The following is a 21,100-nucleotide window of genomic DNA, read 5'->3' as shown; positions in this document are numbered from 1 at the left end:
ATGATCTCATGTCTCTCTTCCTCCGATAGTGCGTTAGAGCGACGTTTGTGTACAGCTCCTCGCCGGCGATCTGTAGCACCAGATTCCCATCGCCTAAATGTACGAGTGGATATCTTCAAAACTTCACAGGCTTTGTAACATCTAGCACCTGCATCTACTGCTTCATTGATTAGAGCTACAGCTTGAGCTCGATCTGAGGGAGAGACTAAACGTCCCCTTCTTCCCCCCAGATCTCTCGTACTTTTTTTTGAAGAACCAATAGAGCAGCAGCTTCTGCTAGCGCCTTTTCTTTCCGTCGAAGTTCAGCTTCAATTCGTACTCTAGCTTTACGTTCTTTATCAAGTTCCGCCTGGTGAGCCCTATTAGCAGCACTCTTGTTGTCAAGAGCTGACTCTAGGGTGTTGCGCCACTCCTCCAGGTCTACTGCTAGAACTCCATTTGATCTCAACCAAGAACCGAGTTCGTGCTCATTCATCGCAGCTGTGTCAACAACAGCTTTGATCTTGTTGATCTTATCGCTGGCTGAATTTGCACTAGCCTTGCGCTCTGAGTTCCACTGGTAGACAACGTTTGCATTGATTTCGTTATCCCTTGCAATCTTGGCGATAGCACCAGGTGTAGCATCTCCTGAATTGTCGAGCTCATATAGAGCTGCAACTACTTTTTGCTTTAGTTCTTTGGGGTACCTTTTCATGACCATTCCATCTTCGCCCTCTTATAAACAAAAATCAAGCTAGGTGACAACAATCTTGGCAGAGAGGGCTCTATCCAAAGACGAACAAGCACATGTAACATTCAAATGGCTCAAGATCCTAAATTGGAACTGCAAGAAATTTATCGACGGAACATACCACGGACGTGAGGAACATAAGCAACTTTACCTCGAGGAATTCGCATACCGATTCAACCGAAGGCACTTTGAAATGTCCTTGGTAGAGCGACTTCTCAATACATGTGTGTTTGCGTCTCCACATCCGCTACTCCGCGAATCTGATTCCAAAATGGCTCTTGCTTACGAAACTTGATAAGTATGTTTTATTTCGCTCGTTGCTTTATAGGGTTGATGGATTTTTATTCAACGAGCAAAGTATCTATGTGCGCAGTCATCTAATTGACCAGTTGAAAAGTGCGAATGGCTTTGGAGGTAGTGATTGAGTTTGATTTTTTTGGAAGATAATTTTGATGGGCAATGTTAGTTGACGATGGCGACAAGGTTTACTTTTCATGGGAACGTCGAATGTAATCCCGGAGCTTATCGCGCATTGATTTGACTCGTCTGGTTATCACTGCGAGCGCTGCTCTTTGGACAATGGTTGACCGCTTGGGATGGTACTTGCGTAGGCAAGATCAACACTTGCTTTGGCCATCTAAATGTGATTTTGAAGAAAGCCACCAGAGTCGATCGTTTGTCGTCTTTCGCATATGCTCCTTGGCGATGCTTTTGCTAAAGAGGTAGATTAGCGAGGGCGAAGACTCTTTGATCAGTAGCGAATAACAACTGGTTGTGGTTTTTGGTTGTAGGATCGAAGTTGATCCGGATCTATTCAATTTTGATGTTTTAGGAATCGATAATATTAATGCCCCCAAATGTCGATGTAACTATGAGCTTTTAATTGAGAGTTCAAGTATAAGGATGAATGTAATCCAAGAGACTAAAAGTAGGCTACTGTCAGGGTCAGCCGAGTTGAAAAGAGGGCAACATTGAACCTATCGCAGTTGCGACTGAGCAAGGGCCTTGCTCGCTGCATGCTCGATGTTGCCAGTGGCTTTGACCTTGATGAGGTAAAAAGGGTTTCAATCTACCTGGGTTCGATAGACGACCTTGCTACCAATCACCTCTATTTGATTTTGTCGCTTTCAAAGATAGATGGTGAGATCTTTGAGATTGATCCGTCAGGTGACTTCAGCCTTAGCGATCGCGACGCATTTGTTATTCGTAAATCTACCTCCATAGAGTCGATCGATAGATGTGCTTTGGACCTTTGTGACGGTGCGATTGTGGTCCAAAGTCAAGTTCAAGGTAGATCATTCGATCAGTTATTCGTCAGGTTTGATTTTTTTCAGAATTCGTTGGCTCACTCTAGCAAGGATTATGAAGAATTTGTGGCCACCACAACGTCCGTCGTCGCTGCCATCGAGGATTACCTATCGGGGGATGAACTCAGAGCACTCGAGAAAAGGTTTGAGATCTTTGAAGCTAGTGCGTTGTCAATGCAGACGGTTTCCTCAAAGGGTGACCTGTTCTACGAATTTGCAAAGGTGCTCAACAAACTTTTTGATTGCAGTCACATAGAATTTTTTATAGAGGATGACTCCGAAGACGCTGTTTCGAATTGTCGGTCATTTAGCCGGCTTGGTAATTCTTTGGCGGAGGATTCGCTCTCACATTTGCGCGAAGTAATGAAATCCGAAGAGGTTCCATCTGAGGCGGCGATCGTCTATGACTCCCAAGAAAAGGTGGCTACTCCGAGCCTCTCCTTGGAATTCGTCGATAGGTTGGGAGCCCTAGGCGACTTCCGATCGATAGCTATAGTTCCTATTTCGCTACCTGGTCAAAGGCCGATCGGGTCGGCGGTCATAGCCAGTGCGACCAGCTTTGCTTTTTCAAGACTGGATTTGATGGCTCTTGGTGCCTTTTCCTCGCAGGTAACCTTGGCCGTTTTACGACTAGATCGCGAGTGGATGGTGGCGTGGAATTGGTCATTTGCCAGCGGAGTCACTGGCAAGACCTCGCTTCGATCTTTGTTGGATGTGACGACTAGTGCACTTGGAGTGCTTTCGTCCGGCTTGCGGCTTGCGGTCTTGTTGGATGGGGCTAAATTCATCGAACGCCCAAGAGGAATAACCGGTTACCGGCTTTTATTTATCGGTAATGGTGAGCGGATCATAGATTTAGTGGACTTCGCCTCATCTGATGCCATCTCACTTCGAATAGTTCAATTGCTTGGGGAGGACCCAGTAAGTGATGAAATCGACTTTATCATTCAAGGTCGTTCTATTTTGGGAGTGATTGGCTTTGCTAAGATAGATGGTTCCAAATTTAGCGAGATCGAACGAAATGGCCTGCGTCAAGCTGTGGCACAGTTGAATCCAGCCGTTGCCTCTATCTCCTCGAGTCAACTAGAGGCCAGCACGATGATTCGTCAGCGGGAAGATGACGCACTGTTTGCAACTATTGTTCAGGCAATGTCGGAGTTGGTCTGGGCTATCTCTGATGATGGAAGGATCGTTTGGGCTTCACCTAGCCACCGTGAGGTGCTTGGACTCTCCCCCTCGCTCTTAGAAGGGCGACGCATGAGCGAGGTAATCCAATACCATGGTGGAACTGAGAAGTTGGGTTATGGTGACCTTTTGGGGGCGATGGATCAACTTCTCTTTGAAATTGAAGATCACAGAGGAAATCTCCACCTTTTAGAAGCCGTCGCCAATCGACTTCCTGTTATACACTCATCCGGTGCGACTACGGTTGTGAGCGCTCGTGACGTGACCGAGAGACGCAAGATGGAGCGTGAGGTCGAAGAGAGCGAATCTAGATATAGATCGATCGTGGAGGCCTCTGGTCAAGGTATATGGGTTGTCTCTTTAGATGGGCGCGTAACTTATGCAAATAGGGCAATGGAGGCTCTAATTGATCGAGATGCTAGTGACATCGTTGGATGCTACGTCTCGGACTTCTTGGATCCGATGTCAGCTACCGATCCGACTCTGGAATGGGGAAGCGGGGATAGCTTCCCAGAGATGCAGCACGAACTGATACTCTTAAGAGGGGACGGCAAGACTGTTCATGGCCTGGCTAAGATATCCCCAATTCGAGACAGCTTCGGAAATGTAATCTCTCGTCTCGCTGTGGTTGCTGATATCTCGCGTCATAAGCAGAATGAATCAGAACTTGAAGCGGCCCTTGAACGTGACTCCTTGACAGGCTTGTTGAATCGCCGGGGGGCCGAGAAGGGCTATTTGGAGATCGTCTCTAATTTAGATGATGGTCGCTTGGTAGCGCTATTTTTCCTAGACCTCGATCGGTTTAAATTGATAAACGATACCAGAGGACACCTCGTTGGTGATCGTCTGCTCGTGAGTGTAGCCAAACGGATGATAAGTGCCGGGCGCGATCAAGATGTGGTTGCTCGACTTGGTGGTGACGAATTCATAGTCGTTGCGGGTGGTTTCAAAGACCAAGCGGGTGCCGAAGCTTTCGGAGTTAGGATTGCCCGAAATTTCGCGAAGCCATTTGTAATAGATGGTGAAGACTATTTTTCTTCGGCAAGTATCGGTGTGGCGACAGGATTATCTGATACACCGTGGGACGAACTTTTGCGAGATGCTGATACTGCTATGTATAAGGCTAAAGAGAGTAGAAGCTCGAAGGTAGCATTCTTTGACAAGAGCTTTAGGTCTAGCGCAGAGCGTCGAATGGTTGTTGAGGCAGCCCTTCGCCAGAGCCTATCTCGTGATGAGATATACATGGCATATCAACCCATCTTGGATATACAGAGCGGCCTGGTCGTAGGATATGAGTCGTTGATGAGGTGGAACTGTAAAAAGCTTGGCACGATTGGCCCCGATGAGTTTATACCGATTGCTGAGGATTCAGGTTTGATTCATCTCCATGGTGCCTTTGCACTTTCAGCATCAGTTTCGGCGCTTAGAACCTTTCAATCTTTTGATCCGCGTCGCAGTCCATTTATTGCCGTTAATGTTTCCATGCGTCAATTGGAGACGGGGAGTCGGAGTTCGTTCATAGATTTGATAGCATCTAAAAATCTTTCGAAAGGCGAACTGGTCTTGGAGATTACAGAGAGCGAGATGATGCGCTACCCCTCTGAGATAGCTCCCTTGCTCCGTGACCTGCAAAGCATTGGCGTATTGATCTCGATTGACGATTTCGGAACGGGCTATTCTTCGCTTGCTCAGCTCTCTTCACTCGCACCAGATATCGTAAAGATTGATAAGCAATTTGTTGCAAAATTGGAGGCGGACGATTCGCGTCAGATCGCTTCTGCAATTGTGGCCATGTGTGACGCGCTTGGAGTAAGCACGGTCGCCGAAGGTGTTGAGACCAAGATGCAGCTAGAACTTTTAGCCTCGATTGGCTGCACATTCGCGCAAGGTTATTACATTGCACCTGCATTGGAAGAGATAAGCGTTCCTATCGAAACGGAAATCATTGACGCTCGTTTTTCTGACACTTTGGGCTCTCGAACCATCTACTGATTTACCCTGAAGTTGACGATGAACTTGGGTAGCGGTTAGGTAATCAGACGAGGGGCCACGGATATGGGCGATACTCTGGATCTAGCTCGGGTAGTTTTTTCTTTGAGATGACGTACCTTATTCTCCTTGAAAGTGCCTCTAGTTCGACCTCGCTGATTAATTCTGACAATGATTCCGATATCTCACTGGAATTTTTTCTTAGAAGTTCCCGGTCTTGTTCTGGGATTTGAGCGCCACCAAATTCCCAAATCACAGTTCTCAACTTGGAATCTTCGTGAAACGTTAATCCGTTATCGATGCCCCATAGGTGATCATTTTTATCGATTAAAATGTGGCCAGATTTTCGATCCGTATTGTTGGCGATCAGGTCAAAGACACAAAAGCGGATGAAGGTCGAGGCAAGCTCGGGACGATCCATAAGTGTGAAATAGTGCTCATCAAAGCGAGCATCTATAAAAAGTTGAAGGGATCCGACTCCATAGGGAGCATCATAGCGAATTATGGTGGGCGGTATTAGATCCCATCCGAGAGATTCAGAGAGTCGATATGCTGCTACTTCACGCTGGTATAGGCCATCGGGAAAGTCCCACAGGGGCCGTTCTCCTTGGTGCGGCTTATAGATAGCCGCTATTTCGTCGCCTTCTCCCTGGATCTTTACTAAGAGCGTGGCATTAGAGCTATAGGGCATTCGACCTATAACTTCAATCGATCCAGTTCCTAGGAGATTTAGGGCGTCGGCGCCCTGTATCCATTTGTTCTCGGGCAAGGATGTCCTTCTGGTTCTATGGCAAACCCACAAAGCGGACAAGTCGGGCGACCCGCTTCAATGAGTTCGGTACCTTGAATTGCAATTGTACCGGCTAGTTCTTTTGAAATTGTCAATACGACAGACGAACCCTCTTCATCCTGGGGGCTGAGCTCGGAGAGTTCGATGATTACCTCATCTTCGGCTTCGAGATGGGCCACCCCGATCTCACCTATAGCAAATTCTGGTTCGATTGGAGGTTCGATAGGGAAGGCCTTAGGGAGGTGACCGAGTCGATCAATCTCGCCCAAGATCAAAGCAATGTACTGTATGAGCCCAGCTACCTGTGTCTTTTCGAGCTTGAGAGTGAGTTGCTCGCCAGGCTCGCGAATTTGCAGAATGAAGACTCTATTGCCAGGCTCTCCGATAGCACCTAAGGCGACTTCTATTGGCATTCTAAAGTGGCGTTCGATTGGCAATTTTAGGAGACTTTCATATTGGGTTTTGCTGTTGTATTCACATACAAAGCGTAGTTGGACGTATTGGTTATGGAGATGGCGCTAACTCCAGCTGTTGAAATTATTACCTTTTGAAAGGCGTCAAGGTGCAGACCCAAGCAATGTGCGATAAGAGCTTTTACTGGATCTGCGTGGGTGAAGGCTGCGACCGTCTTCCCGTTGTATCTTTGGTGCACAAAGTCCAAGAAGTCGATCATTCTCTCTGACATCTCTCTGAAAGATTCGCCATTGGGAAATCTGAATTTACTTGGGGCAGCCTGGACCACTCTCCACTCCGGAAGCCTTGAGAGTTCATTTAACCTTCGTCCGGTCCAATCGCCGAAGTCACACTCTATGATTCGTTGATCGACTATTGCTTCAATTTGGCGATCAAGACACAGTGGTTGAGCTGTCTCTTTGGCTCGCTCAAGTGGAGAGGTTAGGACGGCGTCTATCTCAATGGAGCGGAGCGTACCTATCAATTGATTTGCTTGTTCGGCTCCTTCTTCTGAGAGATGCAACCCAGGGGCCCGTCCGGGAAGCGTCGTTCCAGTGGTTGGCGTCTTGCCGTGGCGAATGAGAAGTAACGTGGTTGAAGTTTCTTTTGGTTCTTTGTCGCCTTGATCGGAGCTATTTGAGATCTCTGTATCTTTGGGAGAATCAACGACAATGGGTTGGTTCTCGATATGTTGGTTCTCCAAGGTGCCTCGATCTTTAGTGAGAGTCTCAAAATGTTTTGAATTTACCTGGAAACATCCTACAGGGATTGGCGATCTTAATAGAACCGCCCCCGACATATTGCGAGGGCGGTAATGGTCAAACTTCCAAGGAGACGAGAGATCCCTAGAAGTTTGACCTACTATCGATGTAGACAATAGCTAACAGATTGAATCTCCTAAGCTAATATTGCCATGTGGTCGATATCTTCTAGTTGAGTCGCTCGACAATCATTGCCATTCCTTGGCCGCCGCCAATACACATGGTTTCAAGACCGAATGTCTTGTCAAGCGTAGAAAGATCATTTAGAAGGGTGGTCATAATGCGGGCGCCTGTCATTCCAAATGGATGGCCTAGGGCGATTGCACCACCGTGAGGGTTGAGTTGATCTTCGATTGAAATGCCAACCTCACGAGCGATCGGAATTACCTGTGCAGCAAAGGCTTCATTCAATTCGACTATGTCGATATCTGAGATCTTCATGTTTGCTAGAGATAGGACCTTGGCAATCGCTTCGATCGGGCCAACACCCATTATCTCTGGAGCAAGGCCACTGACGGCAGATGCGATAATTCTAGCGAGTGGCTTGATTCCAAGTGCCTGTGCGCGCGACTTGGACATCACCATTACTGCTGCAGCCCCGTCGTTTAGGGGACATGCATTGCCAGCGGTAACTCTTCCATCTGGTCTAAATACAGGTTTGAGTGTCGAAAGTGCTTCGACTGTGGTCCCAGCGCGCGGGCCGTCGTCCTTGGAGACGATGGTCCCATTGGGAAGCGTAACCGGAGATATCTCTCTTTCGAAGAATCCGTTGTTCTGTGCCTCGACTGCGCGATCTTGTGAGAGCTTGGCGAATTCGTCCATCTCGTTTCGACTTACGCCATACTGGTCGGCGACGTTTTCAGCCGTCAACCCCATTGGTATGTACATAAGGTTTATAAAGTCGGACCGGGATGTATCGGTGAATCGGGGATTCATATCCGATGCGGAAAAGCCGACTCCGAGTGTACGCGTAACGCTTTCCACTCCGCCAGCTACGAAAGCATGCCCTTCTCCTGCCCGAATTGCATGAAAGGCCATTCTGATACTTTGGAGGGACGAGGCGCAAAATCGATTGACTGTTGTTCCGGGAACACTATCGGGCAATCCAGCTAGCATTGCTACGTTTCGGCCCAGATTCATTGATTGCTCGCCAGCGTGATTGGCAGAGCCAATTATAACGTCGTCGATCTCCGATGGGCTAAGGTTCGGCACCTTCTTCATCAATTCGCCAACGATGAATCCTGCCATATCATCCGCGCGGTAGTCGATGAGCGATCCCTTGTAAGCGCGTCCTATCGGCGTCCTAGCCGTAGCTACAATTACTGCTTCTTCCATTTTCACCAATTCCAATTCTTGAAGCGCGGACCATTCCGAACATTCAAATTGACAACTCTTAGCCATCCTATGTTACCACTAGGTAGCGGAGTTTTCTTGCGATTATTGATGACGGGCATTTTGGCTGCGTCAGCTTAGGCCAATTTGTTAAGACTCAAGATAGATAGATGCATTTATAGCTGGTAATTTAGAGGTTTGCACGATATGTCTCCTTTGAAACTTCAGCTATTCTTTGTCTTTATGGATTTGAACTAACATATTTTGATTTATATGATGAATAAATATTGAGCTCCTAGGGAAGTTATTTATTTAGGTTATTTCAAAGTGGCAATGTTTAGTAGCCTAAAGATGCTGAGTTCGCCGAATTATTTCGATGGGTATCCCTCAATTGGGTTGATTATCTAATTCCGGATGGTCGATATTATTTAGGAATGATCGCGTCCGACATCTCCTGTTCTGGTGAACACGATGGTTGATTGACTACTACTATCTCGCATCCCGATTCTTCAGCTATGTGGGCGATAAGATCGAATCCAAACCTAACGAGTCTGTCTTTATGAGCGATTATTAATCGTTCAATCTCTCCGTGCTGTATACGATCCATAAGCGCTAGGAACTTCTTGCGTTTGAAGTTCATACCTCTGCCGATTTCCTAAGTCCACTCATCTACAGCTATACCAGCGTTAAGACAGTAGATCTCCATAGCTTTAACCTGTGATACCAGGTCATCTTTTTGCCCTGAACCACTCACTCGGCGCTAGACGACAGTGACTCGACTAACAGGAGCGCCGCCCAGCATAGCTCGTACATCAGACTCATCGAAGTAGCGATGCCCGTTAGGGAGCCTTTTGGGCGTGATCTTGCCCTCTTGCTCCCATCGCCGTACTGTACTTGGACTACGCCCAATCCGTCGTGCGAACTCACCAATGCTGTAAGTATTAGCCATTACAGTCAATGTAAAGCAAGTGTTGGATAGAAAAGTGTCAACTGTTGTTTGCTCCCGATACCTTTCACCGTTTAATCGATGACCCGACCGCCGCCGATGCCATATGCAATCGGATAGTTACGGGAGCCAAGATCATCAACTTACAAGGCGGGTACTAAAGGGAAAGTAGGTAAAGGTTCCGGCGTATCGATTAATCCAAACGCCGGGAACTGCTTTGCATCCAAATACCAAAGCAATTCCAGTCGATCCCCAGAGTTATTGTGGATCTACGCAGAGATAAAATTCCGACTCGCCAAGGTTATCGTTCAATATCATCAGAAATATCGGATAATTTCTCCAGAAGCTTGGAGTAAGTCAAGATTTATTAAAAAGTTTTCATCAAAAAAAATAAAGGCCGAAGAACCCAAAAATCATCTTTTAAGCAGATGCGACGCGCAAAATAAATAGTTAGCGTTACTACCAGTGTTCTATGACTACGGAGGCTGGCTTCGAATGTGGTGGTGGCCACGGGGATGCTTTATAGCAGAATCAATAAATCAAGGTCTTATCCACGATAGGCGAACTTGTTTAACGAGCCGTATCGACGAACGCTATCAGCATGATAGCTAATAAGCAAGAGGGGGTGTTCACAGTGGGTATTAAAGAATAACAGGAAGGATCGCAGTTGGTTTGGGGGCATTGGCTGTTAGCGCGGCTGCCATTGGCGTTAGTGCAACCACTGCATCTGCACAAAGCGCGAGTTCGGGTTCTGGATCGAGTTCAATCACTTCTGGTCGCCTTTTACCCGCCGATTGGGTGGCACAGGCTTCTCCCTATGACGTAACCCGGGGTTACTTCGCTTATCTTTCGCCTGATTTCGCGAAAGTGAGTTCTCCGCAGGAATACAGTGCGGTTAAACAGATGATTCAGATATACGATGCTGCACCGATGGCCGCCAAGACAGTAGGGTTTCAACATCAGTGCGATTCTCTGCGAAATACCCATCAAAGGGCGGAATTATTAAGCCTGATTTGTTCGTTGGGGGCGGGTGTAGTGGCTGGGAGAGCTTCCGCTTTGAGGGGTGGGATGGGTTTCAATGGTACATGAACCAATGCTTTGCAACTGGCCTGGTTGACGAATTGAATGGAGGAGCAGCACTTTATGGAGTCATTACGGCCGCACTAGTTCCTCTCGGCGTCAGTATCGCGATCGCTGGAGTATCAGGCGCGCTCTCAGCGGCCATGTTTGGAGCAGCTGGCTACATTGGGGAGACGCAGACCATGTGCGGCAGCAGAAATATATGGGTAGGCTTGCACTACTGGGTATCGCCTTCACATGGATGTGCGTAGGAGGTTAAAGGTCTGATGTTAAATGCTGCAATAGCACTGTCAGGCAAAGCTGAAATCATACTTCTGACGGCGATTCCCCTGCTGGACTTCTATGCGGGGCTTGCTATTTGGAGCCTCCATTCCAAGTATGGGGAGGATCGTTTCCCGGTGCTCATGCGACTGCATGCAGGAAGGGAACGCAACAGAAAAGCTAAGATCAAAATCGCTAGCTACTCCAGTTCGAAGAGACGCTTGTACGTCTTTGGTGGGGCTATTTTGGCTTCTACATCAATCTTTCTTGAGGTGTGGTTTCTAGTTAGCGTAGCACCGCACCTTTGGAATTGGAGATAGGAAGCCCGGACTTTAGCGAGGCTAAAATGTAAAAGCGGCGCTGGATACAAATATGGCACAAGCGGGCCGTGCGCCGGTTTGGTCCGTCGCTCCGCTTAGCCCGGTTCAGAAACCGGTACCGATTCCGGTTCTTGACTACGACTACTTTGACTTCTACCTGTCAAATATCCCTGTAGGTCTTGGCGGTGAGTTTCAGGACAGTTGTTGCATTTGCCTACTTTTAGATCCATTGACTCTAGAGTATGGCAGTTTGTTCCAACTTGCTTTGCAAGCCAGAAAGACCATACCCTAGGTGTCTTTTGAGGGTAATCTTCCAGGAATTTAAAGCTCAAAAGACCTCGAAATCATCTTTTGGGCAGATGTCTGGCAAAAAATAAATGGTTAGCGTTACCACCAGTGTTCTATGACTACGGATGTGGTTGCCATGGAATGATTTATAGCAGAACCAATCGATCAAGGGCTTATCCACGATAAGCGAACTCGCTTTATGAGCCATATAGACGAACGCTATCAGAATGATAGCCAATAACGAAGGGGGGGGGATGTTCACAGTGGGTAGTAAAAGAATATCAGGAAGGATCGGAGTTGGATTGGGGCATTGGCGTTATCGACTGTGGCGGTCGGAATGACTGGGTCTGCCGCATGGGCGACTACAGCGAGTCAAACCGAGCACATGAGACCTCTCTATTAGATCTATCCGACTTACCAGGTCCAAAAGACCTTTCAGGGATATCACTCAGGCGACTGGGTGCAATGTGGTTTCGCGACCGCAAGACCTAACGTTGCGCAGCAACAATGCAACTACGCGGTAACGGTCTCGGCGCAAATCGGCGGTTCCATAAACATATCAGTCTCCGACATCAGCAGTGCGGTAGGCTTCAACATCAACAATAGCCAAACCGAAGGCTACTCCTACAAAGTTACTGTCCCTCCCGGCGAGTGGGGCGTCATTGCAATGGGATCCGAATACGCACAGTATTACACAGTGATAAAGCGCGCCCAGTGCAATGTATCCACAGGCATCTGTAGCTGGATGTATTCGGACGACACGGTTCAGGATCACATCGCGCCCACAGCCACGTTCTTCCCAAATCAATATGTTCTTTAAGACATCTACCAAACCTGTTATCCAACAATCTGCCATAACTATATACCAAGGAGACCAAATTGTGCTCAATCGATGTCATAGCTCGGGAAGGATGAATGACGGATACCGATACCGTTGGAAATCCAAACGTTTGGATTTCCAACGGTCGACTTCTTCTTATTTTTATAGGGTACCTTCAAGCCGGCTTGTCGCCAAAGAGACCTTACCTTTTTGATATTGACATGGTATCCCTTGTCTATGACGTAGCGATATGCTCTTTTGTAACCTTGAGCTTTGTGTTCTAGGACAAACGTTCTAAGGAATTGCGTGATCTCTTCGTCTAGATCTGCACTTTTGCGTTCAGGTGCTACGGTACGCTGCGTAGAACGATTTTGACCTGCTACTTTGCAGGCTCGTCTCTTTAGAAACCCCGAATCGTATCTGTAGTTTGTGAACTACCATACGACGACGATTCGGGGTTAGAAGTTTCTTATCGTCACCTCCTTAAGCATGGAGACATCAAGAGTTAGGTCGGCAACGATGCTCTTTAGACGACGGTTCTTTAGATTCAAGTTCAATGAGTAAGCTTTACTTTGGTTCCCTTCAATGCAGCGTAGGTACTCTTCCATCGGTGCCAGGTCGTCTCGGTAACTGCAGCGCCTTAGGGCTTTTATGGCAAAGCGGCAACTTCACTTATGGTTGCACCGTCATTTAGCATCTTGTCCCCTTCGGCGATCTTCTTACACACCTGCGCCCTGCTTACCTTGAGGAGAACGGGTATGCCTTTTGGACTTCACATTAATTTCCTCCATCTACATTATGGATACAAAGCTGATATTGGTAGCGGATCAATTAAATGGGAGCCTTCCACGGGCATGTTGGCTTTTTCCAATTTGAAGGTGTGGTGAATTTACAATCGGGTAAATCCAAAAGCGATCTCGGTGAATTGAAAGGTAACTTCTATCTTTATGGCTATGGAGCCAGGGTTTTTAGTACTGTCGTTGTCGCTTGTCTAGGAATTTGGTTGATAGGGCGGCATTGAATCGGGATAGAGTTCTCGGTCGAGGCGTTTGGCTGAACGCTCTTCAGCACGGGACCACTGAACAAAGATTATGCCGATAGCAGCAAATGTGAAGATTTCGCCAAAGATCCAAAGGATTGATCCACCCATGTGAGTATCGGTCAGGGTATTAGCCGCCGGGTCAATGGATCTCGAACTTTGCATAATGGCGATTCCCAAGAATGAACCGAAAGGGATTCCGGTCAATAAAAAGGCGAGCTTGGCTCCGAATGAAAGGCGATGTTTGGCTGGATCTAGACCGAGAACTACGCTCCAAAAGAAGAATCCCGCTATCAAAAAGTGAAGATGGGTGTAGTAGTGAAAAAGAGGATGCCTAATTGAGAGGCTATATAGGGGGGTCAAAAAGTAGGCATACATTGTGACCCAGTTGCTCAGCCACGCAACTATCGGAAATGACCAGAAGCTGATATATCGTGAGTTGATTATCTTTAGGATTGAAGTAGTCGTGCTTCGATTAGAAGCTTGTAGCGCTAGAGTTACCGGCGCTGACAACACAAGCATTATTGGAGCAGCGTTCATCAAAAGTAGATGTTGGATGACATGCATCCAAAATACGGAGTCGTCGTAGCTAGCGAATCCAGATCCGACAGCGAAAAAGATGGTGAAGAGGGACCCCATAAATGAGAGCGTTCTCCATTTAGACCAAATTCGGTTTCGTTTTGCGAGCCTTCTTACTCCTAATATGTAGAGTATGGCTGTTGCCACCAGGGCTGCGTCGGCAAGTATCGATAACGGGTCTAATTGAAAGCCTGTAAGTAGTTGGTTGATGGTTACAGATGGGGATAGTTGGGCTAAAAATAGGACCATTGGTTTAGGAGTCTATATCCGATGGATTTCTAATGGTACCTACTAAATCGCCTACTAGGTGTTATGCGCCAGTTTTTGTAACCGGCGGTTTCGTAAAGTAGAAGTAGTGCCCACCTATCGCTGAAAATGCGGCTACATCTTTGGCGAATACCTCGTCTTTGAATTGTCTAGCCTTTGAATTAGATTCCCAGTAGTTTAGCGATGCGCGCTCCATGGCCCTTAGCCTTTACGCCATAGAGGGCATCGGTTATGTAACCTGAGGGATCTATGACAAATGTGCTTCTAATTACCCCAATTACAGTCTTTCCATAGTTTTGTTTTTCTCCGTAGGCACCCCATTGAGCCATTACTGTAGTGTCGGAGTCGCTCAATAGGTCGAAGTCGAGTGAGAATTCGGTTGCGAATTTCCGGTGTTTATCTACTGAATCTGGAGAGATGCCAATGATTTTATTCGGACCATCAACGCTGAAGACGAAGTCCCTAAAGTCGCAAGCTTCTTGGGTGCAACCAGGAGTAAAGTCCTTTGGATAAAAGTATATGATCACCCTATTGCCGCGAAAGTCATTGAGAGAGACCTCTTGGTCGAACTGATTTTTGAGCGTGAAGTTTGGTGCGAGATCACCAGGGCTTAATTTTGGAGTCATTTGGGTCCTTCTTGGGATTTTGATTAAAACTAGATTAATTGAACTGTATAAAGTTCTTGATGGCCAGCAATAATGAGAAAGAAACAATTGGAGGTACCGGTAACTTTTAGTCTAAACTTCGCTGCTACGACTACAGATGGTGCATTCCTGTTTTTTACCATTTGAAACTAGGTCGTCTCAAATGGTGGTATCTAAAGGGCTACGAGCGCATTTCATTGAGCGCCACGAATTAAAGTTCTGGCTAAATATACTATTTCTTTTCAGATTTACCGGCAGATGTTGTAGCTTCGTTCTTCTTGGGGTTTAGCTGTTGGGTCAAACATAAGAGAACTGGTTATAGGCAACTTCGCTGGCCGTGGGTGTCTTTTGTTTTGGCTATTCGGGTAACAATCGAAATGTATGATTTTCTAGTCGGGTAGGCACGACTCATTGCTGAGCCGTGCCTCCTTAAGATCCTAGCGGGCAACTTTCATCGCACTGGGATCAAGCCTTATGAAGGCCCCTTTTGGGACCCGGTCATACAGTTACCAATTTGCCTTGGATGCATAGCCTTTACGACGTAGGTTTGCAGCCTCTTGACGTTACTGTTGAGCTTCGACCAGTCGATCTTATCCCAATTGGTTTCGTCAGTAGGGCCACACGTGGCGTTAGCCATGTTCATTTGCCTTCATAGCCTATGAGGTTCTATGAATCATCTCGTAACTAAGACCATCTCGCAACTAAGACCATTTCACACCTTGGCACGGCGGGGAAGTCTGCTTGGCTCCGTGTTAGGTAATGTCTCAAGGTGTATCCGTCGCATTACAAGAGCGCGTTTCGCTTTGTATCCAATCCTTATGCTCACATCCCCATCGGCCTTCCTTGGGGGGGCTTGCCCAATTGCTTGGGCGGAGATAGCGACTTAGAAATGTTCCACCGAAATAATATACGCTGGGGTTAGGGCCTGCCTTTTCACCGGAGGGAATTGTTGTCAGCGCGCATCCAATCTCCACTGATGCGACCGTCGCAGGTAGCTTTTGGTCCAAGCCCATCAGCAACTTTGGCTTGTTTGCAATAACGATCTTTAACCAGCAGTTCACATATGTTGCTCATACCCAGCTAGCCTACCTCCATGCTGCCTGGTCCTTATTGCCTGGTCCCTTATTGTCTGGCCCCTTAGGGCCTTGTTGCTGGCAGTGTCGGCTTCACCTCACGGATTTGGCCTATGAGATTCCCCGCGGGTACTTTTCCGACAGCTCCATACCAGAGAATTACTCCTCTGGCATGTGTCGGTGGGCTTTGCCAGCTGAATGACAAGTTCCTCCTTTTGGAAGCGTTAAATTCGGCAACCTCATGTCGCACGGAGACAATTGCATAAGTAGATCTTTAGCTGTTTTGGATTTAAAGCTCCGCACTTAATGCTAGATAAGGCATAGCAACTGCATTCTGAGTCAAAAGATACCACCCGAAAGAGTCGATCTATGAATTGCGCAAAGGTCTCCTAGGCTACTAGGGAGTAGCTGGATGAATTGTAGTTACCTATGGTTCGATCGAAATCGATATTCGATCTTGGAATAGCTCGGTGTGGTAACTTTTTGCCTATTCACCTAGGCTATATAGCATGGAAAGTTCAAGTTTTAAAGCAGTAGAGATTCAGGCGCCCAAGGTCGTTCTTGTGGTTGCCGCTCATCCCGACGACGCAGATTTTGGGGCGGGTGGAACTATAGCGAAGTGGATCCAAAGCGGTATCGAGATTCACTATTGCCTTGCTACCTCAGGCGAAGCCGGTGGCTTTGATAGGACGATTGATAGGTCGGAGATTCCAGGGATTCGTCAGTTGGAACAGACGCGCGCTGGTGACGTCTATGGCGTCTCCTCGATAGAGTTTCTTGGATTCATCGATGGCGAAGTCGAGCCTAGCTTGGAGCTAAGGAAGGGTATATCTCGAGCTATACGGAGAGTTCGTCCCGACACGGTTATATGCCAGTCTCCTGAAAGAAACTATGAGAGGATGCCGGCGTCCCACCCTGACCATTTGGCTACCGGTGAGGCGGCTCTAAGGGCGATCTATCCTGATTCGAGAAACCCATTTGCGTTTCCTCAATTGATCGATGAAGGTTTTGAGCCTCACAGTGTGAGCCAGATTTTGATGATGGCAAGCCCAAGGTCGAATTTTGCAGTTGATATCACAGGAACGTTTGAACTCAAGTTGAAGGCTCTGCATGAGCACAAGAGCCAACTTCCAACTCCAGAGAAGCTCGCGGATATGCTCGGTCAGTGGGGGTCGAGATCTGCATTGTATGCTGGCCTAGAGGACGGTAAGCTTGCGGAACTATTCTACGTAGCTAGCTTCTAGAGCGATTTGCCTGCTGGGATGTTTGTGTCATCTTCTATTTAGTGGGTTTGTTGTTTTGGCATAGAGACCATGGGTCTCTATGCCCTTGTCCTTAAGGTCCTGTCGTTAGTCGTGGCCTCATCGGAGTTGATCGTCGCTTTCTTTTCGAGGCGCTTTTGGACGTGGCTTCTTTGATTCTGAATTCTATTGCTAGACGGGTAGTCGCTACGTGCGCAATTGCTTAATGTGCAGTTACTGGGCACCTAGCTAGCAATCATCTAAAGTAAAATCTTACCAAGGACCCATTTGCTTTTTCTATAAGCTCCGTGCAGAGCTTAGGTCACAGAGTTTTTACCTTATCTCTTTGAGTCGGATATTGACAAATACTAGCCAAGTGGTTGTGTCTCTAACTCAGAAGCACTTTGTCAGATACCGACTTTACGGGCTCGTCTATATTGGATAGATTTTTTCTTTTCTCCATGAGCAGCGCTATTGAGACCATGATGATTGGAAGGCCAGAGTTGAAGTCTGTTCCAGTTGGCGAAAAGACTCCAAAATCCATGACTGTTGCCCACATTACTAGTGAGGCGATGATAGTTAGATAGATGGTGGCGACTGAGCTTGGCGCTACTATCAAGGCCGTCGCAATAATAAGGCCCAGTGAGATTAGAATCAGGCTGATTATGGATCCTCTGCCCTCTGTAATATTTGCCGCAGCATTGAGTAGGTTCGAAAAGACCTCGGGTTGTCGATTTTTCGCCATCGACGTGATCATCGTGAAAAATCCGTTGGGTTTAAAGTATCCCTCGGATGGAAGCGCACCAAGGAGAGTACCCACAAGGAAAAAGATTCCCAATCCCCATCCCAGTCGCTGGCTTGTTGGGAATTTGTTTTTACCATTGGAAGCCATTAGCAGCTCTACCGAGACTAAGAGGTAAATCAATATTGCTGAAGGTGCTCCACTGTACCAAGCCGCTTCCTTGTAGAAGAGTCCAAAGCCATTACCTATGCAAAAGACAATGAGCTCCCATACGATCGAGAGGTAGATTGCCAGACGCCAGGTTTTACTTGGCTTGAGAGATACGAGCGCCATGCCGATAAAGAGCTGAATCCATGCGGTAGCTAAATCAACGCGAAATGGATTGATATTCCAGGCCCAGGCACCAAGGTCCCCAAGTGGTCGCAAAAAAGACGGAGCATTCACAAATGCGGGCCTGATAATATTCGACACAAAGCCGTTTGGCATTCCGTTGCGGAGCTGGAGCATTCCGTCGATGATCCAGATGGCGCCAAATGAAATGGATAGAAAGCTAAGAGTTGTGTTGGAGCTCGTCGCGGTGGCGACGATATTTTGCGCCTCTGTCTTTTGGATATCTGTCCTTGGTTTTGATTCTGCGAATAGATATACCGCTAGATTCAATGCCATGGCGACTGTGATGATTATGCCGACTATTAGGTATAGGTGCGAACCTAAGGTGCCAAAGGGGTGGCTGGGTGTCGAGGTCATTCCTGGCATAGGTCTTCCTCCTTATCCTTTTTAGTTATTATTTCTTGCCTGTCACCGAGCACAGTTTTTATTTTTTAGGGTTCCATCCGGCCAAGATCTCGGGATTGAGTCGAAGGAATCGTCAAGGTAACAAAGAGAAGTTCCATCCGTCCAAGATCTCGGGATTACCTCTACTTTTAGGCTAAAGATTTCCCTTTAGCGTTTTGAAGTGATGCGATGCGGGTATTGATCTCGATCGTTGTTTTTACGACATCATCTACGGTTTGTGCGATCTCGTTCGTAGATGCAACCTGGGAGTCGACCGAGACGGCAATTTCGCCTTGAAGTCTCCCGATCTCGCTCACAGTATCGGTTACCTCTAAGAACGCCGCGCTCGCCGCGCTCGTATCTGAAGTCATCGATATTGCCATGGCGCCGATATCCGCAGTAGCACGCGCTGTAGCTGCGGCAAGCGCTTTGACTTCATTGGCCACTACGGCAAATCCTTTGCCGGCTTCGCCAGCGCGCGCAGCTTCAATGGCTGCATTGAGCGCAAGGAGGTTCGTCTGCTCTGCGATTTCAGTTATGGTAACTACGATCTGGCTAATGTTGGCGGAATTTTTATCCAGTCGATCAAGGGTCATCGAGGTCTTCCCGACGATTCCAGCGGCATCATGTGCAACCTCTGCGGCACGGTTGGCACCGTGCGCTATCCCTGTTATTGTAAGCTCCATCTCTCGAATTGCACCTGCGACTGCATCGATGTTTGCCCTAATCTGGTCGGATCCTGCCAAGAGGCCGCTGGCTTGACTAGCGACCTCGATTTGGTCTCTGCGGGCTCTCTCTACCTCTTGAGAGCGTCTTTCGATCGCTTCACGGTCACTTTTTTCTTTTTCTAGCTGGAGCTCATAACGTTGCTTTTCTTCAAAGGTGCTTTTTTCTAGGAGCGCGGAGCTCTGGCTGCGTAGCGCATCTGAGAAGCTCCAGAAGACAATTTGTACAGCTACTGCTCCCGAGATGAATCCAGCATGTATAAGGGCCCATCCAATTGGGTTTGCTCTTTCATAGGAGGTATAAAAGACAGAATTGGGCCAAAAAAGGCCGAGGAGAATGTGGTGCACTAAGACGAATCCAATGGAGAGAAGATATGGTGTCCACTCTTCGTAGAGAGCCACTATAGCCAGGAGAACGAAGAAGTAAAAATGGAAATCTGGCATACCGTGTGTGATGTGTACGAGAGCGGCCCCGGCCCATAAAAGGCCGAGGCTAGTTGTGATCGTTGCAAGCCTTCGCGCCTTAATTAGAGTGGCAGCGAGGCAGAATGCAAATTGTATACCGATATCGACCAGTCGTACCTTGGTGGTGGAGTGCTCTGGTAACGAGACGATTATTAGAAATGGAACCTGAAAATATAGAGTATAGACAATAAATCGATGCCGTTTTGCCCAAGCCAGATCGTCGAGATTGGCTCCTTTTGGAAGCTTAGAAAGTATTTTCCCTATCAAATTCGGTACCTTTCATAACGATGCCCAGTGTTTCCCCTAGCGTTGGGATCACCTTGATAGTGGCTATCGGCCCATTGTTGATCGTCCTTTAAGACCATGACAACTTTGTGAGCCCACTTGACTTTTGTATTTTTTCAGCTTTGCTATTGGAGGTGGTACCGCCTCTGAAGAGGTTTTTGTGGACTTCTACGACGCATTAATGGTGCTAATTTTCCATCGAATTACTAGTGTCCCCTCTCATAATTTCCCTGAAACTGAGGAATTAATCCCTTCTAAGGTTGTTCTCCTTGGTAAGGACATAACCTTGCAAGGGAGAACGATGCAAAGTCACACCATTTCAGAGGAGCCAAACATTGATGCCAACCAGAGCAAGCCGCCCAAGAAGAGATCTGGACGACAAGCTTCGGTGGTTCCGCTCAGTCCCAAAGAACGTAGCGAATTAGAAGCAGTGGTAAGAAAGTCCACAGCTCCCATAGGACAGGTGGCAAGGGCCAGCATTGCCCTATGGAGTAACGAAGGGGTTGGAACCAACGAGATCGCGCAAAGACTTCAGATATCTACAGAGACGGTATGCAAATGGAAGCGGCGTTTTATCAACTACGGAGTGGAACTTCTCGATGACGCACCGAGAAGTGGAAAACCGAGAAGCATTGATGACGAAAAGATCGCCGAGATTCTAAGGATCACTTTGGAAGAAGAGCCCCCGCTTGCTACCCAGTGGTCGACGTCTTCAATGTCCAAGCGGATCGGGGTATCACCAGCGAGCATCTCACGTATCTGGAGAACCTTTGGCCTCAAGCCCCATGTCTTGGGATACTTCAACATCAGTACCGATCCGGCCTTTACCGAAAAGGTCCGCGACATAACTGGGATCTATCTCAATCCCCCTGATGCTGCACTGGTACTATGTATTGACGAAAAGACACAGATCCAGGCGTTGGATAGAACCCAGCCACTGCTTCCCATGAGACCTTTTGTTCCAGAGCGGCAAACACATGACTACAAACGCAACGGCACAACAA

Annotated in this window: 18 protein-coding genes and 2 pseudogenes; 8 read left to right on the top strand and 12 right to left on the bottom strand. The window is 47.5% G+C overall.

Annotation, left to right across the window (positions count from 1 at the left end; genetic code table 11):
* Positions 1 to 205: 205 nt before the first annotated feature.
* A complete protein-coding gene (locus AXFE_RS07985) occupies positions 206 to 700 on the bottom strand; it encodes a hypothetical protein (RefSeq protein WP_052605357.1) in 495 nt (164 codons plus the stop codon).
* A 64-nt stretch (positions 701 to 764) separates the two neighbouring features.
* Here AXFE_RS07985 and AXFE_RS07980 point away from each other — a divergent pair.
* Both AXFE_RS07980 and AXFE_RS07975 read left to right on the top strand, forming a co-directional pair.
* A pseudogene (locus AXFE_RS07980) lies at positions 765 to 1,025 on the top strand (transposase); the annotation flags it as partial.
* A 676-nt stretch (positions 1,026 to 1,701) separates the two neighbouring features.
* On the top strand, positions 1,702 to 5,214 hold the full coding sequence (locus tag AXFE_RS07975) for a putative bifunctional diguanylate cyclase/phosphodiesterase (protein WP_052605355.1): 3,513 nt from the start codon (positions 1,702 to 1,704) through the stop codon (positions 5,212 to 5,214).
* A gap of 43 nt (positions 5,215 to 5,257) precedes the next feature.
* On the opposite strand, the gene AXFE_RS07970 is transcribed toward AXFE_RS07975, so the two are convergent.
* The 5 genes and pseudogenes from AXFE_RS07970 to AXFE_RS20750 form a co-directional block, all read right to left on the bottom strand.
* Positions 5,258 to 5,980, bottom strand: a complete 723-nt coding sequence (locus AXFE_RS07970) for an SCO1664 family protein (protein WP_152625947.1) — start codon at positions 5,978 to 5,980, stop codon at positions 5,258 to 5,260.
* A complete protein-coding gene (locus AXFE_RS07965) occupies positions 5,941 to 6,414 on the bottom strand; it encodes a DUF3090 family protein (protein WP_152625946.1) in 474 nt (157 codons plus the stop codon). The genes AXFE_RS07970 and AXFE_RS07965 overlap by 40 nt, the downstream gene beginning before the upstream one ends.
* A gap of 26 nt (positions 6,415 to 6,440) precedes the next feature.
* Entirely contained in the window at positions 6,441 to 7,157 is a 717-nt protein-coding gene (locus AXFE_RS07960; protein WP_200891221.1) for a histidine phosphatase family protein, read from the bottom strand.
* Between the two features lie 226 nt (positions 7,158 to 7,383).
* Positions 7,384 to 8,550, bottom strand: a complete 1,167-nt coding sequence (locus AXFE_RS07955; protein ID WP_052605353.1) for an acetyl-CoA C-acyltransferase — start codon at positions 8,548 to 8,550, stop codon at positions 7,384 to 7,386.
* A gap of 430 nt (positions 8,551 to 8,980) precedes the next feature.
* Positions 8,981 to 9,496, bottom strand: a pseudogene (locus tag AXFE_RS20750) (IS607 family transposase); the annotation flags it as partial.
* Positions 9,497 to 10,165: 669 nt separating this feature from the next.
* Between AXFE_RS20750 and AXFE_RS07945 the strand changes: the two are divergent.
* The 4 genes from AXFE_RS07945 to AXFE_RS19185 all read left to right on the top strand — a co-directional run bounded on the left by AXFE_RS07945 (position 10,166) and on the right by AXFE_RS19185 (position 11,934).
* Positions 10,166 to 10,582: an ACP S-malonyltransferase gene (locus tag AXFE_RS07945; protein WP_052605352.1), complete on the top strand. Its 417-nt coding sequence runs from the start codon at positions 10,166 to 10,168 to the stop codon at positions 10,580 to 10,582.
* Positions 10,579 to 10,824: a hypothetical protein gene (locus AXFE_RS07940; protein ID WP_052605351.1), complete on the top strand. Its 246-nt coding sequence runs from the start codon at positions 10,579 to 10,581 to the stop codon at positions 10,822 to 10,824. Before AXFE_RS07945 ends, AXFE_RS07940 begins: the two co-directional genes overlap by 4 nt.
* 15 nt (positions 10,825 to 10,839) lie before the next feature.
* A complete protein-coding gene (locus AXFE_RS07935) occupies positions 10,840 to 11,154 on the top strand; it encodes a hypothetical protein (protein ID WP_052605350.1) in 315 nt (104 codons plus the stop codon).
* Between the two features lie 585 nt (positions 11,155 to 11,739).
* Positions 11,740 to 11,934, top strand: a complete 195-nt coding sequence (locus AXFE_RS19185) for a hypothetical protein (protein WP_052605369.1) — start codon at positions 11,740 to 11,742, stop codon at positions 11,932 to 11,934.
* Positions 11,935 to 12,001: 67 nt separating this feature from the next.
* On the opposite strand, the gene AXFE_RS19180 is transcribed toward AXFE_RS19185, so the two are convergent.
* From AXFE_RS19180 to AXFE_RS07910, 4 genes are all read right to left on the bottom strand, one after another.
* Complete coding sequence (locus AXFE_RS19180; RefSeq protein WP_235347707.1) at positions 12,002 to 12,298, bottom strand: hypothetical protein; 297 nt, start codon at positions 12,296 to 12,298, stop codon at positions 12,002 to 12,004.
* A 29-nt stretch (positions 12,299 to 12,327) separates the two neighbouring features.
* Positions 12,328 to 12,573 (bottom strand): IS3 family transposase, encoded by a 246-nt coding sequence (locus AXFE_RS21385; RefSeq protein ID WP_082058573.1) that lies wholly within the window; start codon positions 12,571 to 12,573, stop codon positions 12,328 to 12,330.
* A 680-nt stretch (positions 12,574 to 13,253) separates the two neighbouring features.
* On the bottom strand, positions 13,254 to 14,129 hold the full coding sequence (locus tag AXFE_RS07915) for a cytochrome c oxidase assembly protein (protein ID WP_052605346.1): 876 nt from the start codon (positions 14,127 to 14,129) through the stop codon (positions 13,254 to 13,256).
* A 179-nt stretch (positions 14,130 to 14,308) separates the two neighbouring features.
* Positions 14,309 to 14,773, bottom strand: coding sequence for a peroxiredoxin (locus AXFE_RS07910; RefSeq protein ID WP_052605345.1), 465 nt, complete (start codon positions 14,771 to 14,773; stop codon positions 14,309 to 14,311).
* A 1,600-nt stretch (positions 14,774 to 16,373) separates the two neighbouring features.
* On the opposite strand from AXFE_RS07910, the gene AXFE_RS07905 reads away from it, so the two are divergent.
* Positions 16,374 to 17,108: a PIG-L deacetylase family protein gene (locus tag AXFE_RS07905; protein ID WP_052605344.1), complete on the top strand. Its 735-nt coding sequence runs from the start codon at positions 16,374 to 16,376 to the stop codon at positions 17,106 to 17,108.
* A gap of 385 nt (positions 17,109 to 17,493) precedes the next feature.
* Here the strand turns inward: AXFE_RS07905 and AXFE_RS07900 are convergent, their stop codons facing one another.
* Both AXFE_RS07900 and AXFE_RS21210 read right to left on the bottom strand, forming a co-directional pair.
* Positions 17,494 to 18,603, bottom strand: a complete 1,110-nt coding sequence (locus AXFE_RS07900; RefSeq protein ID WP_052605343.1) for a hypothetical protein — start codon at positions 18,601 to 18,603, stop codon at positions 17,494 to 17,496.
* A 167-nt stretch (positions 18,604 to 18,770) separates the two neighbouring features.
* Positions 18,771 to 20,078 carry a methyl-accepting chemotaxis protein gene (locus tag AXFE_RS21210; RefSeq protein ID WP_052605342.1) on the bottom strand — a complete coding sequence of 436 codons (1,308 nt, stop codon included), beginning with the start codon at positions 20,076 to 20,078 and terminating at the stop codon, positions 18,771 to 18,773.
* Between the two features lie 319 nt (positions 20,079 to 20,397).
* Between AXFE_RS21210 and AXFE_RS07890 the strand changes: the two genes are divergently transcribed.
* Positions 20,398 to 21,100: IS630 family transposase (locus AXFE_RS07890; protein ID WP_160291778.1), on the top strand; the 703-nt coding region annotated here is incomplete at its 3' end.

The organism is Acidithrix ferrooxidans, from assembly GCF_000949295.1.
Lineage (GTDB): Bacteria > Actinomycetota > Acidimicrobiia > Acidimicrobiales > Acidimicrobiaceae > Acidithrix > Acidithrix ferrooxidans.
Note: the sequence above shows the minus strand (reverse complement) of the source record. Positions and strands in the feature narration are given on the sequence as shown.

Bases quoted from the DNA above. Each gene is read 5' to 3' on its own strand.
- AXFE_RS07900 (WP_052605343.1), bottom strand. From the start codon at position 18,603: ATGCCAGGAATGACCTCGACACCCAGCCACCCCTTTGGCACCTTAGGT.
- AXFE_RS07985 (WP_052605357.1), bottom strand. From the start codon at position 700: ATGGTCATGAAAAGGTACCCCAAAGAACTAAAGCAAAAAGTAGTTGCA.
- AXFE_RS07910 (WP_052605345.1), bottom strand. From the start codon at position 14,773: ATGACTCCAAAATTAAGCCCTGGTGATCTCGCACCAAACTTCACGCTC.
- AXFE_RS07940 (WP_052605351.1), top strand. From the start codon at position 10,579: ATGAACCAATGCTTTGCAACTGGCCTGGTTGACGAATTGAATGGAGGA.
- AXFE_RS07915 (WP_052605346.1), bottom strand. From the start codon at position 14,129: ATGGTCCTATTTTTAGCCCAACTATCCCCATCTGTAACCATCAACCAA.
- AXFE_RS07935 (WP_052605350.1), top strand. From the start codon at position 10,840: ATGTTAAATGCTGCAATAGCACTGTCAGGCAAAGCTGAAATCATACTT.
- AXFE_RS07955 (WP_052605353.1), bottom strand. From the start codon at position 8,550: ATGGAAGAAGCAGTAATTGTAGCTACGGCTAGGACGCCGATAGGACGC.
- AXFE_RS19180 (WP_235347707.1), bottom strand. From the start codon at position 12,298: ATGGCAGATTGTTGGATAACAGGTTTGGTAGATGTCTTAAAGAACATA.
- AXFE_RS07905 (WP_052605344.1), top strand. From the start codon at position 16,374: ATGGAAAGTTCAAGTTTTAAAGCAGTAGAGATTCAGGCGCCCAAGGTC.
- AXFE_RS07965 (WP_152625946.1), bottom strand. From the start codon at position 6,414: ATGCCAATAGAAGTCGCCTTAGGTGCTATCGGAGAGCCTGGCAATAGA.